The 13,321-nt window shown below is 51.7% G+C and carries 12 protein-coding genes; all 12 read left to right on the top strand.

The features are described from left to right. Positions 1-324: 324 nt before the first annotated feature. The 12 genes from eno (at position 325) to cobA (ending at position 13,271) form a co-directional block, all read left to right on the top strand. Entirely contained in the window at positions 325-1,620 is a 1,296-nt protein-coding gene (gene eno / locus ACGG9R_RS05900; protein ID WP_390152666.1) for a phosphopyruvate hydratase, read from the top strand. A gap of 370 nt (positions 1,621-1,990) precedes the next feature. Further along, on the top strand, positions 1,991-3,370 hold the full coding sequence (gene glmU, locus ACGG9R_RS05895) for a bifunctional UDP-N-acetylglucosamine diphosphorylase/glucosamine-1-phosphate N-acetyltransferase GlmU (protein ID WP_390152663.1): 1,380 nt from the start codon (positions 1,991-1,993) through the stop codon (positions 3,368-3,370). Between the two features lie 320 nt (positions 3,371-3,690). After that, positions 3,691-4,653, top strand: a complete 963-nt coding sequence (locus ACGG9R_RS05890; protein WP_022106460.1) for a ribose-phosphate pyrophosphokinase — start codon at positions 3,691-3,693, stop codon at positions 4,651-4,653. Then, positions 4,653-5,225, top strand: coding sequence for an aminoacyl-tRNA hydrolase (gene pth / locus ACGG9R_RS05885; protein WP_390152660.1), 573 nt, complete (start codon positions 4,653-4,655; stop codon positions 5,223-5,225). The genes ACGG9R_RS05890 and pth overlap by 1 nt, the downstream gene beginning before the upstream one ends. A 274-nt stretch (positions 5,226-5,499) precedes the next feature. Next, positions 5,500-6,180 (top strand): dTMP kinase, encoded by a 681-nt coding sequence (locus ACGG9R_RS05880; protein ID WP_390152657.1) that lies wholly within the window; start codon positions 5,500-5,502, stop codon positions 6,178-6,180. A gap of 176 nt (positions 6,181-6,356) precedes the next feature. Beyond that, the gene (gene ylqF, locus ACGG9R_RS05875; protein ID WP_390152654.1) at positions 6,357-7,208 is read left to right on the top strand and encodes a ribosome biogenesis GTPase YlqF; all 852 of its coding nucleotides are present in this window, start codon (positions 6,357-6,359) and stop codon (positions 7,206-7,208) included. A 199-nt stretch (positions 7,209-7,407) separates the two neighbouring features. Continuing rightward, complete coding sequence (locus ACGG9R_RS05870; protein ID WP_390152651.1) at positions 7,408-8,172, top strand: ribonuclease HII; 765 nt, start codon at positions 7,408-7,410, stop codon at positions 8,170-8,172. 119 nt (positions 8,173-8,291) lie between these two features. After that, on the top strand, positions 8,292-8,567 hold the full coding sequence (locus ACGG9R_RS05865; RefSeq protein WP_390152648.1) for a metal-sensing transcriptional repressor: 276 nt from the start codon (positions 8,292-8,294) through the stop codon (positions 8,565-8,567). Positions 8,568-8,774: 207 nt separating this feature from the next. Further along, positions 8,775-9,404 (top strand): bifunctional precorrin-2 dehydrogenase/sirohydrochlorin ferrochelatase, encoded by a 630-nt coding sequence (locus ACGG9R_RS05860; protein ID WP_390155103.1) that lies wholly within the window; start codon positions 8,775-8,777, stop codon positions 9,402-9,404. Next, positions 9,373-10,656, top strand: coding sequence for a glutamyl-tRNA reductase (gene hemA, locus ACGG9R_RS05855; RefSeq protein ID WP_390152645.1), 1,284 nt, complete (start codon positions 9,373-9,375; stop codon positions 10,654-10,656). Before ACGG9R_RS05860 ends, hemA begins: the two co-directional genes overlap by 32 nt. Beyond that, complete coding sequence (gene hemC, locus ACGG9R_RS05850; protein WP_390152642.1) at positions 10,646-11,572, top strand: hydroxymethylbilane synthase; 927 nt, start codon at positions 10,646-10,648, stop codon at positions 11,570-11,572. The genes hemA and hemC overlap by 11 nt, the downstream gene beginning before the upstream one ends. A gap of 178 nt (positions 11,573-11,750) precedes the next feature. Next, a complete protein-coding gene (gene cobA / locus ACGG9R_RS05845; protein ID WP_390152639.1) occupies positions 11,751-13,271 on the top strand; it encodes a uroporphyrinogen-III C-methyltransferase in 1,521 nt (506 codons plus the stop codon). The last annotated feature ends 50 nt before the right edge of the window (positions 13,272-13,321 follow it).

Raw genomic sequence — 13,321 nt, 5'->3', positions numbered from 1 at the left:
CTGATGGTTCTAAAGGGATTCGCTCTCATTGATAGAAAGCGTGGCGGCGTTTTCTTATATCTTGCGTTACGCCATCCCCGCACACCCACCATTTTATACTTATGAGATTTCCGGTTTCATGAACTATAACATAAGGAAACGCTGATTCAATCGCAGAGCCCGACTTAGCATGTATTTTCATACAATACTTCGTCATAACCCGCCTTAAATAGCTTGCTATTCGCGGCGACTTATTCCTCGCCTTGCATGAAAATGCAAGAGCCAAGTCGGACAACGATTTAATCAGTGTTTCCTTGAAACGCAAAAACCAAAGGAGTAAGAACAATGGCAGCAATTACTGATCTGCACGCAAGAGAAATTTTGGATTCCCGTGGAAACCCGACTGTCGAAGTCGATATGCAGCTCGAAGACGGCACCTTCGCCAGAGCCGCTGTACCGTCCGGCGCATCCACCGGCATGTTCGAAGCCACTGAGCTCCGTGACGGCGATAAGGACCGTTATGACGGCAAAGGCGTGCTGCAGGCTGTGAACAACGTCAATGGCGAAATCGCTGATGCGGTCCTTGGCTGGGATGCCAGCGACCAGAGAGGCCTTGACCACATCCTAATCAATCTCGACGGCACCGAAAATAAGAGCCGTCTTGGCGCAAATGCGATTCTCGGTGTCTCCCTTGCTGCCGCGCATGCAGCAGCCCAGTCTGCTGGTCTTCCGCTCTACCAGTACCTCGGCGGCGTGAACGCACACAACCTGCCGGTACCAATGATGAACATCATGAATGGCGGCGCACATGCAGACAACAACGTCGATATCCAGGAAAGCATGATCATGCCGGTCGGCGCACCGAATTTCAGAGAAGCTCTCCGCATGTGTGCGGAAGTCTACCATGCCCTGAAAAATGTACTGAAAGCCAAGGGGCTTTCCACCGCGATCGGTGATGAAGGCGGCTTTGCACCGGACCTTCCGTCCAATGAAGCTGCGATGGAAGTCATTTGCGAAGCCATCGAAAAAGCCGGCTACACCGCAGGCAAGGACATCGTCCTTTCCACCGATGTCGCAGCTTCCGAACTTTTAGGAGATGACGGCCTCTACCACCTCGCTGGGGATCACGCAGCCAAGACCGCAGAGGAAATGATCGACTTTTATAAACACCTGATCGACCAGTACCCGATCATCTCCATCGAAGACGGACTCGGAGAAGAAGACTGGGAAGGCTGGAAGAAACTGACCGACCGCCTCGGCAGCAAAGTCCAGCTCGTCGGCGATGATCTCTTCGTCACCAATACCAAACGCCTTTCCAAGGGCATTCACATGGGCGTAGCGAATTCCATTCTGATCAAGCTGAACCAGATCGGCACCCTGACAGAAACCTTCGAAGCGGTACAGATGGCACAGCGCGCAGGCTATACCGCTGTCATTTCCCACCGCTCTGGTGAAACTGCAGATACCACCATCGCAGACATTGCCGTCGCTCTGAACGCAGGTCAGATCAAGACCGGCGCTCCGGCAAGAAGCGAACGTGTAGCTAAGTACAACCAGCTCCTCCGTATCGAAGAAGATCTGGATGCAGATTCCAGCTACGGCAATGGCAGCCTCACTCATAAAATGAGACGCTTTCATTGATAAAAGTTGAGTAAGAAGGGCCATGACATCTTGTCATGGCCCTTTTTGTTTGACGTTTAGGGCTAAGCAGGTTCTCATGGATCCACGTGGGCAGCAAAAAATGAAGTGCCGATAGACTTTTTCGCTCTTAGCATCCGGAGCCAAGTTATGACGGAACGGGAAGCAGGCCATCTGCACTGTTTCAGAAAACAGATATATCCCATTGCAAAGCACGGATCCCTGTTTTTCCCTTGCGATGCACCTTCTGTTTTGCTACAATAAAACTTACAGGTTTTCGATAAAAAGCCTGTTATCTATCTGAAAAAACAGGGGGAACGGATACGCCGCTCCCGTCGCTTGATATGAAATGGGATTTCAATAGGAGGAAACTATGGCAGAATTTACCGCCGTTATTTTAGCTGCCGGACAGGGCACACGCATGAAGTCTGAATTTCCAAAGGTGCTGCACCGCGTATGCGGAGTACCGATGGTCGAGCAGGTCATCCGCCTCGTGCGAGAAGCGGGCTCGGATCATCAGGTCGTGATCACCGGATTCAAGGAACATCTGGTAAGAGAATATCTTGGAAATCAAGAGGTGTCCTTTGTCCATCAGGAGGAGCAGCTTGGGACGGGCCACGCTGTCATGCAGGCGGTGCCGGAATTTGAAAAAGACAGAGACAGCTATGTGCTGGTCATCTGCGGGGATACGCCGCTGCTGCGCGCGGAGACGATCGCGCATCTGGCAAGGACCTGCAGGGAGGAGGGGGCGGCTGCTTCGGTGCTGACCGCGATCCTCGATGATCCTTTCGGCTATGGCCGTGTGCTCCGGGATGAAGCGGGACACATGACATGCATTGTGGAACAGAAGGATGGCACGCCGGAACAGCTCGCCGTCCATGAGATCAATACAGGCACGTATGTCTTCCAGGTGGGCGCCCTGCTCGATGCACTTGAAAAGATCGACAACAAAAATGCGCAGGGTGAGTACTATCTGACGGATGTTTTCGGGATCATGATCAAAGAAGGTCTCAAGGTCGTTCCGGTCGCGGCGGACGATGCTGATGAGACGATGGGGGTGAATTCCCGCATTCAGCTCGCAGCCGCTGACCGCATCCTGCGCCTTCGCAAAGCAGAAGAGCTTATGGCTTCCGGCGTCAGCATCATCGATCCGGAACATACCTATATCGAGCAGGATGTTAAAGTCGGTTGCGATACCGTGTTGCTGCCGGGTACTATGCTTCAGGGGAAGACAGTCATCGGCAAGCACTGCGAGATCGGACCGGATACCCAGCTGACCGATGTACACTGCGGTGATTTCACGCATCTAAACCGCGTGTACGGTCATGAATGTAGCATTGGCAGCTATGACGAGATCGGGCCTTTTGTCCATCTTCGCCCGAATACGGTACTGCATGACCATGTGAAGATCGGTAATTTCGTTGAAGTCAAGAATTCCAATGTGGGTGATGGCACGAAGCTGCCGCATCTCATCTACTGCGGCGATTCGGATTTGGGCAAGAATGTCAATTTCGGATGTGGTACAGTGACTGTCAATTTTGACGGGAAGGACAAGCATCGCTGCACCATTGATGACCACGCCTTCATCGGATGCAATACAAATCTGGTCGCTCCTGTCCATATCGGAGAGAGGGCCTTCACTGCCGCCGGCTCCACCATCACAAAGGATGTCCCGGCAAAGGCGCTCTCCATTGCAAGGGCAAAGCAGAGAAATATCGAAGGCTGGGTCGACGAGAATACGTATAAAGATTAACGGATCCCGGGTTTTACCGGTTCTGCGGTCAAAGGGAAACTATATGACGCCCTCTAGGTTTTCGCTGCATCAAATGGCTTGATTCCTTTTCATCAAAATCTTGCGGCGTTTTCGATTTTCGTCCTGCGATCCTGTGGAGCCTTTGGCCCGTTGCACTGGCGATTTTCAGGCGATCATCAAACTTTTTTTGGCATTTTTGCAAAGGATTGGTATAATATAGAGGCAGTATGCCTGCCGGGGCAAAAGGGAGTGACGCTCCGGCGGCAGAAAATACATTTTACAACTTTCAAAGAAATGAAAGGAAAGGGAGAGGCAGCAAAATGGACATGGAAGACACTTCTAAATTGAAGATTTTTACAGGGAATTCTCACCCCGCGCTGGCAAAGGAAATTTCCGACTACATCGGAGTTCCGCTTGGAAAAGCCATCTGCGGCAAATTCAACAATGGTGAAATTCAGGTGATGATCAATGAAAGTGTCCGCGGCAAAGACTGCTTCATCATTCAGCCGACCGGCGCACCGGTCAATGACAATCTGATGGAAATGCTCATCATGATTGACGCACTGAAGAGAGCATCTGCCCGTCATATCACCTGTGTAGTACCTTACTATGGTTATGCACGTCAGGACCGCAAGACTCGCGGCCGTGAACCGATTTCCTCCAAGCTGGTCGCTGACCTGATGTCGGCAGCCGGTGCGACCCGTGTAGTGACCATGGATCTGCACGCAGGACAGATTCAGGGATTCTTCAATGTCCCTGTAGACCACCTCATGTCTGCATCTCTGCTCGCAGACTATGTAAAATCCAAGAATCTGGAAAACCTCACCATCGTTTCTCCGGACCTCGGCGGCGTTACCCGTGCAAGAGAGCTGGCTGACCGTGTCGGTGCTCCGATCGCCATCATTGAAAAACGTCGTCCGGAACCGGGCGTAGCCAAGGTCATGAACATTATCGGTGATGTGAAGGACAGAAACTGCTTCGTCGTCGATGATATCGTAGATACCGCAGGCTCTCTCTGTGAAGGTGCTAAAGCCCTTGCAGAAGCCGGTGCAAGAGATGTCTATGCAGCCGTATGCCATCCGGTACTGACAGATCCGGCTACGGAAAGAATCAGCAAATCCAATATCAAGGAACTCATCGTCACCAATTCTCTGCCTGTTGAAAAAGAAAAAGTGGAAGGTCTTGGCAGCAAGCTGACCCAGCTCTCCATCGCTCCGCTCCTTGGCGAAGCTATCCTTCGTATTTTCCACGACGCTTCTGTCAGCTCCCTCTTTGATAAATAATGAAGATCATTGCAGGCCTGGGAAATCCTGGAAAGGAATATGAGCACACGCGGCATAACATGGGTTTCGATGTGATCGACATTCTGGCGGATCGCTGGAAGGTCGCCAGCTGGAAGAAGGACATGAAAGCCGACATTGCCACCGTCATCGTGGGAGGAGAGAAGGTTCTTCTTGTGAAGCCGCTGACGTATATGAACCTTTCCGGCGAAGCGGTCGGTGCGATCGCCAAGTACTACAAGGTGGATCTGGATGATATTTTCATCATCTGCGATGACCTTGACCTGCCGCCGGGAAAGACGCGCATCCGTAAGAAAGGATCGGCAGGCGGGCATAATGGGATCAAGTCCCTCATAGCTTGTCTCGGGAGTGAGGCATTCAATCGCTTCCGCATCGGTGTAGGCCATCCGAAGGACGGGCATACCGTCATCGAGCATGTCCTGCAGCGCCCTTACGGGGAGGATATCGAGCTTATCGAGGCGGCGAAGATTCATACCGCTGACTCCATCGAGGATGCCTTGGCGCACGGTGTCGATCACGCGATGAATGCGTTCAACCCCAAAAAGAAGAAATAGGAATAGCGAATGAAAAGCAACAGCTGTGGGCTGTTGCTTTTTTCGCGAGGAAATGGGAAAATGGGGAATAGGTTTAGCCCTTGGGGCGTGCCATCCCTTGATTGCGGGTGAAAGCTCCGCTCGAATGAGAAATTAGAGATGGTGGGGCGGTGAATAACAATCAGAGACGCCGCGGAGTATAAATAATGGCGATGGACGATGGTGGTATTTAGTCACCAGTCACTCCTAATCCAGATTCCCGATTACTATAAACCAAATAATAAAGGATATCACTATGACACATGGTACATTGATTGTATTAGAAGGCGTTGACGGCAGCGGGAAGGCGACCCAGTCTGCCCTTTTGGAAAAGAAACTGAGAGAGGGCGGGAAGGATGTCATGCACATTTCCTTTCCTGACTACGAGAGCGACTCATCCGCTCTCGTGAAAATGTATCTCAAAGGTGACTTTGGGGCGGATCCCGGCGATGTGAATCCATATGCCGCTTCTCTTTTCTACGCGGTCGATCGTTTCGCCTCATATCGTATGAAGTGGAAGGATTTCTATGAGAAAGGCGGCATCATTATTGCTGATCGCTACACCACAAGCAATATGGTCCATCAGATGACAAAGTATGATGAGGAGGAAGACCGTACGCAGTTCCTCTCTTGGCTGGAAAAAACCGAGTACGAAGAGCTGGAGCTGCCGCGCCCGGATCTTGTCATCCTTTTAGATATTCCTCTTAGTATGTCTGAAGCGCTGGTAAAAGCCAGGGCTGCCGATGGCGGTTCGATGGATATCCATGAGCAGCATTTGGACTACCTTAGGAAGTGCCATGATGCCTATCAGGCGCTGGTACGCTTTTACGGCTGGGAGCGTATCCCGTGTGCCAGAGAGGGTGTGCTTCGAAGTGTCACGGATATCGGGCGCGATGTGGATGCAGCGGTAGAAAAGGTCATGAAAAACAGGAAATAGGAAATGAAAGATCGACGGCTCAGGAAAGACGGATACTGTGATGCATCAGTTTTTCCCGGACCGTTTTTTTAGGGAGTGAAAATGGATCACGACGGAATCGGCGTTTCCCAAACCTCCCGTTTATGTTAAAATAGAACCGTTATCAGGATACCCCGTATGGTATCCGGGAGGTGCGTATGTTAATTCAATGGTTTCCCGGTCATATGACCAAGACGAAGCGTATGATCGAAAGTCACCTAAAGGCAGTGGATGTCGTAGCTGAACTCTTGGACGCCCGGATTCCGATGTCGAGTGCGAACCCCATGGTGGAAGAGCTGGTTCAGGGCAAGCCTCGGATCATCATACTGAATAAAGCGGATCTGGCGGATCCGAAGGCGACGGATCGCTGGATCTCTTATTATCAGAAGAAAAATATACCAGTCGTCCCCATGAGCGTCGGGAACAGTAAAAATAAGAAAAAGCTGCTGTCTCTGATCCGGGGGACTGCAGAGCCGATGCTGGCGAAGTGGCGAAAACGAGGCATCAAGAGCCGCTCGGTGCGTCTCATGATCCTCGGTATCCCGAACGTGGGTAAATCTACGCTGATCAATTTTCTTGCTGGAACGGCAGCGACACGCACGGCAAATACTCCGGGGCATACCCGGGGTAAACAGTGGGTGCGCCTCTCTGAAGGGCTTGATCTGCTGGATACACCGGGGGTACTTTGGCCGAAATTTGATGATCAGGTCGCAGCGCTCAGGCTGGCGGCAACAGGTGCAATCGCAGGCGATGTATTCAATGCCGATGAAGTCGTCCCGGAGCTGCTCGCTTCTCTGGCTGAAACGGCACCTTGGGTTTTGCAGGAAAAGTACAATATCAAAGATGTCCATCAGGATCCGCAGCTGCTTCTGGAGGCGGCCGGAAGGAGAAGAGGCTGCCTTCTTCCCGGCGGGGCCATCGACTATGATCGCGCAGAAATGGTGGTCCTCCGTGATTTCCGAAGCGGGAAGCTCGGGAAGCTGACGCTGGATCCGCTTCCGGAAAAATAATGGAAGGAAGATGGCTCCGATGATTCACTTCGGTTTCTATTTTGGGAAAAATGTGTTTTTATCAATGAACAAATTCCACGGCGATGTATTCTTATTTTTGCGCTGCACTTTTCCCGCAGAACCTGTAGGATCTTCTGAACCAGCCAGTCCATTTTTGCGGCTGTTTTCTCTATCGTAGTACAAAATCATGTGAGGCACTATGACCATTTCTGAAATCCGTACCATCCTTTCGCAGGACGATGTCGAAGAAGAGCTTTTGCAGGAGATACTTTCGGATGGGAGGAAGGGCGTGAAGACCCTTGTAGGCTCCTATATGAAGCGTCTCGAGCGAAAGAGCAGGGAGCGTCTCCGCGTGGAGTCCATGTATGACGTGGAGAGCCGTTTCTATCAGGACGGACTCACACATATCGTCGGGATCGATGAAGTGGGACGGGGACCGCTTGCCGGACCGGTAACGGTCGCGGCAGTCATTCTTCCCCCGCACTGGTTCTGTGCGGGGCTCAATGACTCGAAGAAGGTCACACCGAAACACCGCGAAGAGATCGCAGCGAAGATTTATGAGAGCGCATTGGATGTCTCTGTTGTCAGCCTTTCGCCGGAAGAGATCGATGCTGTAAATATCTATGAGGCGACGATGATGGCGATGTATCAGGCGGTGAAGAATCTGACCGTCTCGCCGGAGGTGGTCATTGTCGATGCGATGCCGCTTCATTTCAACTGTCCGACCGAGTCCTTGATTCATGGAGATGCGAAGAGTGCCTCTGTTGCGGCTGCTTCCATCGTGGCAAAGGTGTATCGTGATCATCTGATGGATGAGTATGACAGGCAGTATCCTGGCTATGGATTTGCCCAAAATAAAGGCTATGGCACTGCCGAGCATATTGCGGCGCTGAAGACACTGGGCATCACGCCGATTCACCGAAAGAGCTTTGAGCCGGTAAAGAGCATGGTGCTTGGAAAGTGAGAAGGCTTTGAGACGTCAGATGAGAGACGAATAGACATTGGACGGATAGACTGTCAGATCGCCATCCGGTGACTAAAGATAGTGGCCGCCAGTTACGTACAATATATGAGGTATATCAAATGAAACAATGTATGGATGAAGAAAATCTGCATCGCCGTCTTCGAAAAATCATCGGTCAGGTGCAGGCGATTGATCGTATGATCGAAGAAGACATTCCGTGTGAGGATGTCATCACTCAGGTGAATGCGGCAAAGTCTGCTCTGCACAAGGTGGGACAGATCATTCTCGAAGGTCATCTTCAGCACTGCGTCCGAGATGGTATCGAGCATGGTGATGCCGAGGAGACGATCGCTCGCTTTGCCAAAGCAGTAGAACGGTTTTCTAATATTGTATAATCAGAGATAAAGACAGGATAAATATATTATAATAAAGCACAATAAAACAAGTCCTATATTCTAATGGGCTTGTTTTATTGTGACGGCTATCTTTTTGCTGTATAATTTAAAATGCTGGTATTTGGTCATTTGCCATCATTTTTTATGAATCAGGGCAAATGAGATCCAGAGTTTATTAATCATTGTGAGGAGATTTTTTTGTATCCTGTGAATCTCAAAGCGGCAGGCCTTCGTGCGCTGATCATCGGCGGCGGCCATGTGGCTCTTAGAAAGGTGAAAAAGTTAATAGCAGAGGGAGCAGACGTGACGATCCTTGCGCCGGAAGTTGTTTCTGACATCGAGGCGCTTTCCGAGGCAAAAAAGGTGCACTGGGAAAAGCACCTTTTCCGTGGTGACGATCTCTCTTCCTATGGACTGATAGTGACAGCCTGTGGTGTGAGGAAAGTGGCAGAAGCGGTGCAGCAGGCATCGAAGGAGAGCCATTTCCTTTATAATGCTGCAGATTTTCCTTCGCTGGGGAATTGCTCACTGCCGGCTGCTTTTGATGCAGGGGGGATTCAGATCACCGTTTCTACGAATGGCCGATCGCCTGCGATGGCGCGGTATATGAAAGAGTGGCTTTCTCTGAAAATACCCGAAGGCTTTGGCCTGTGGCTGGACCGGGTGGGAAAGATGAGAGTGGAAATGAAAGAAAGGATCAGCACCAGCGAGGCCAGAGAAGCCTTCTGGAGAGCTGTTTTTACTGAAGATATCATGCATCTGGTGATGCAGGGAAAATTAGACGAAGCAGAGGAGTGTGTACGTCATGCAATTGGTCGTTTTGGGGCTGAATCATAAGACAGTCCCGGTAGATATTCGTGAGCAGTTTGCGATTTCGCCAGACAGTGCGAGAAGCGGGCTGATTCATCTGGATGAACAGGAAGGGATCGAGGAAGCCGTCGTGCTTTCCACCTGTAACCGCACTGAGATCTATGCGGTACTCAAGGATGAGACAGCGAAGGAAATACTGTACGATTTCTTTTTAGCCCTTTCCGGAAACAGCGAGGCGAAGGATGAGTATTTCTTCTATTTTGAAGGGGAAGCCTGCATCCGACATCTTTTCGAAGTGGTCTCAGGTCTGGACTCCATGGTCATCGGAGAGAGCCAGATCCTGAATCAGATCAAGACAGCGTACACGATGGCGCTCGAAGAAAAAGCGACCCGCACCATCCTGAATACTCTCTTTCACCGTGCCATCCGTACGGGCAAGCGTGTGCGGACGGAGACGCAGATTTCCTACAGTGCGGTATCTGTCAGCTATGCAGCGGTGAAACTCGCGGAGAAGATCCTGGGCGGCTTGGACGATCGTACTGCCATGGTCTTCGGAGCAGGTGAGGCGGCTGAGCTGCTGGTGAAGAATCTGCAGGGCAAAGGTCTCAAAAAGGTCATTGTGACAAACCGTCACATTGAGAAAGCAGAAGAACTCGCAAAGAAGATCGACGGCGAGACGGTCCCGTTCAAAGGAGCACTCCAACATGCTGAAGATGTCGATATCATCGTGACAGCGACCGGAGCTTCTCAGTACATCGTAAAAGCATGGGATGTCAGAAACCTCATGATGAAGAGAAAGACACGCCCACTGGTCGCCATCGATATCGCAGTGCCGTGCGACATCGAGCCGTCGGTCGGTGATATCCGCCATGTGACGCTTTACAATATCGATGATCTGCAGGATATCGTCGAGAGCAATATCCGTTTCCGCGAAGGGGAGGCGGAGCGTGCGAAGAGCATCATCGAGGAAGAGATAGAGTCCATTGAGGACCGCTTCACGTATCTGTCTACACGTCCGGTTATGGTGTCTCTTTCGGATAAGGCCGAGGAGATCCGTCAGCGCGAGCTGCGTCATATTTTTGCAAAGATCGATGGACTGACAGAGGAAGATAAACGTGTCCTGCAGTACATGACCCGCATGATCGTCCGCAAGATCCTTCGAGAACCGATGATGCACCTCAATGAACACGCGGGAACCAAGTGGGAAGATGCGGATAAGTCAGCTGTGACCCGTCTCTTCAAGCTGGATGTCAGAAAGGGGCAGGCACTTGAAAAATAAAATCACCATCGCAACCAGAGAAAGCCTTCTGGCTCTCTGGCAGGCGAAATACGTCGCTCATACTTTGGAAGAAGCACATCCGGGGCTCACGGTCGAGCTTTTCCCCGTCACCACGAAAGGAGATCAGATCCTCGATCGTCCGCTGGTTGAAATCGGAGGGAAGGGACTTTTCATTAAAGAACTTGAGGTCATCCTGCTCGAAGGAAAGGCGGATATCGCCGTTCACTCTTTGAAGGATATGACAGCGGAATGTCCGAAAGGGCTCACTATCGCCGCAGTCACGAAGAGAGAAGACCCTAGAGATGCCTTCGTGTCGAATAAATACCGGTCGCTGGACGAGCTTCCGCTTCATGCGAAGGTGGGGACATCGAGTCTCCGACGCCAGGCGCAGCTCCTGCACCTGCGCCCGGATCTGGAAATCAGATCCCTGCGCGGCAATGTGCAGACCCGTCTCCGGCATCTGGATGAAGGTGATTTTGACGCTATCATTCTTGCGGCAGCAGGACTCAAACGTCTCGGCCTTGCTGAGCGTATCTGCTCTTTCATTGATACAGCGACAAGCATCCCGGCTGCAGGGCAGGGCGTCATGGCGGTCGAAGCCAGATCAGATGACAAGGAAACACTGGATCTGATCTCCTTCCTGCATGACAGCGATGTGGCTTCCTGTATCACCACGGAGCGTGCGTTCCTTGCCAAAGTCGGCGGGGACTGCAAGGTACCGGCTGGTATCTATGCGACAGCGAAAGATGGTGGCATCGAGGCCCATGCCTTTATCGCTTCCACCGATGGAAAGAGACTCTATCGCAGCGAGAGATCGGCTGCTGTTTCTGAAGCCGTATCTGTCGGGAAGGCTCTGGCGGCAGAGCTTTTGGATGCCGGCGGAAGAGAAGTGCTTGAGGAAATGCAGAAAATTTAAAAACAGGTGTAAGATCTGAGGAGCCTATCGGGTGCGCTCCGGCTCCCCTGATAGGGGCTCATAGGAGCGAGGTCATGCGCTGAATACATAGTGGGTGACTGTGGTATTTCAGTCACCCGTCACGTCTGACCCCTCATTATACCAAGAACTACCCACTAACGAACACGAGGAGATTTCTATGAAAAAAGGGAAAGTATATTTGATCGGAGCTGGTCCGGGAGATCCGGAACTTTTGACACTGAAGGGCAAGTGCTGCCTAGAAGAAGCCGATGTGATCGTCGGCGATTATTTGGCGGATCCACGTCTTTTGAGATATGCGAAGCCTGGTTACGAATACATTTATGTCGGGAAACAAGCAGGCTGTCACACCATGAAGCAGCATGAGATCAGCGAGCTTCTGGCCGAAAAAGGCGAGGCGGGGAAGATCGTTGCCCGCCTCAAAGGCGGTGACCCCTTCGTCTTCGGACGCGGCGGGGAAGAGATCGAGGTACTCCGCGCGCATGGCGTGCCTTTCGAAGAAGTACCCGGCATCACGAGTGCCATCGCAGCGCCGGCCTATGCGGGCATTCCGGTCACACATCGCGGTGTGGCAGCATCCTTCGCCGTCATTACCGGACATGAAGACCCGACGAAAGACCAGTCTTCCATTCACTGGGACAAGCTGGCAGGCGGTGTCGATACACTGATCTTCCTGATGGGCGTCGGCCATACCGCGATGATTGCTTCCCAGCTGATGAAGTACGGACGCGCGGGTGAGACACCGGCAGCATTTGTACGCTGGGGGACGCGGCCGTACCAGGAGACCTATACCACGACACTTGAAAAAGCGGCAGAAGATGTGAAGAAGCTCGGGATTAAGCCGCCGGCTGTCTTCGTCGTCGGGGATGTGGTAAACCTGCGAAGCACCATGGACTGGTTTGACAATCGTCCGCTCTTCGGAAAACGCATCGTCGTGACCCGTTCCCGCAGTCAGGCGTCGAAGCTCGTGCATGTACTCGATGCCAAAGGCGCGCTCTGCGAAGAGATCCCTACGATCTCCATCTCCGCTCCGTCAGATGACTATGCTGGTCTTGACAAAGGCATTGCAGAGATCTCCTCCTTCCAGTGGATCGTTTTCACCAGTCAGAATGGGGTAAACTGCTTCTTTGACCGTCTCTTCCGGCAGGGCAAAGATGTCCGTGCGCTGGGACATGTAAAGATCGCAGCCATCGGACCTGTCACGGCGAAAGAGCTTAGAAAATACGGTCTTTCCTGTGACTGCGTGCCGGAAAAATACAAGGCGGAAGATCTCCTGGCAGAAATGAAAAAGCACGTGCAGAAAGGCGATCGCATCTTCCTTCCTCGTGCAAAGGAAGCGAGAAATATTCTCCCTGAAGGCATCGAAGCGATGGGCGCACATTGCGTCGTCGCTGAAGCATACATGACCACGCCGGAGCTGGAATACAAAGATCAGCTGCTCTCCCTTCTGACACATCATGAAGTCGATATCATCACTTTCACCAGCTCATCGACCGTTCACAATCTCATGAAGCTGCTGGATGGGAAGAAGGAGCTCTTGGAAGGCGTCGCGCTTGCCTGCATCGGACCGATCACCGCAGACACCTGCCTCAGCTACGGCTTTGCACCGCATATCGTTTCTGATGTCTATACCATCGATGGACTGGTGGAAGCGATCGAGAAGAATCCGGGAAAATACTGATGGAATCGCTATCAGATAGAATCAGCAATTCCTCTTATTACCTATCCAAG

It is taken from the genome of Dialister sp. i34-0019-2H8, from assembly GCF_042846925.1.
Taxonomy (GTDB): domain Bacteria; phylum Bacillota; class Negativicutes; order Veillonellales; family Dialisteraceae; genus Dialister.
Note: the sequence above shows the minus strand (reverse complement) of the source record. Positions and strands in the feature narration are given on the sequence as shown.

Bases quoted from the DNA above. Each gene is read 5' to 3' on its own strand.
- cobA (WP_390152639.1), top strand. From the start codon at position 11,751: ATGAAAAAAGGGAAAGTATATTTGATCGGAGCTGGTCCGGGAGATCCG.
- glmU (WP_390152663.1), top strand. From the start codon at position 1,991: ATGGCAGAATTTACCGCCGTTATTTTAGCTGCCGGACAGGGCACACGC.
- pth (WP_390152660.1), top strand. From the start codon at position 4,653: ATGAAGATCATTGCAGGCCTGGGAAATCCTGGAAAGGAATATGAGCAC.
- eno (WP_390152666.1), top strand. From the start codon at position 325: ATGGCAGCAATTACTGATCTGCACGCAAGAGAAATTTTGGATTCCCGT.
- ACGG9R_RS05880 (WP_390152657.1), top strand. From the start codon at position 5,500: ATGACACATGGTACATTGATTGTATTAGAAGGCGTTGACGGCAGCGGG.
- ACGG9R_RS05870 (WP_390152651.1), top strand. From the start codon at position 7,408: ATGACCATTTCTGAAATCCGTACCATCCTTTCGCAGGACGATGTCGAA.
- hemA (WP_390152645.1), top strand. From the start codon at position 9,373: ATGCAATTGGTCGTTTTGGGGCTGAATCATAAGACAGTCCCGGTAGAT.
- ylqF (WP_390152654.1), top strand. From the start codon at position 6,357: ATGTTAATTCAATGGTTTCCCGGTCATATGACCAAGACGAAGCGTATG.
- ACGG9R_RS05890 (WP_022106460.1), top strand. From the start codon at position 3,691: ATGGACATGGAAGACACTTCTAAATTGAAGATTTTTACAGGGAATTCT.
- ACGG9R_RS05865 (WP_390152648.1), top strand. From the start codon at position 8,292: ATGAAACAATGTATGGATGAAGAAAATCTGCATCGCCGTCTTCGAAAA.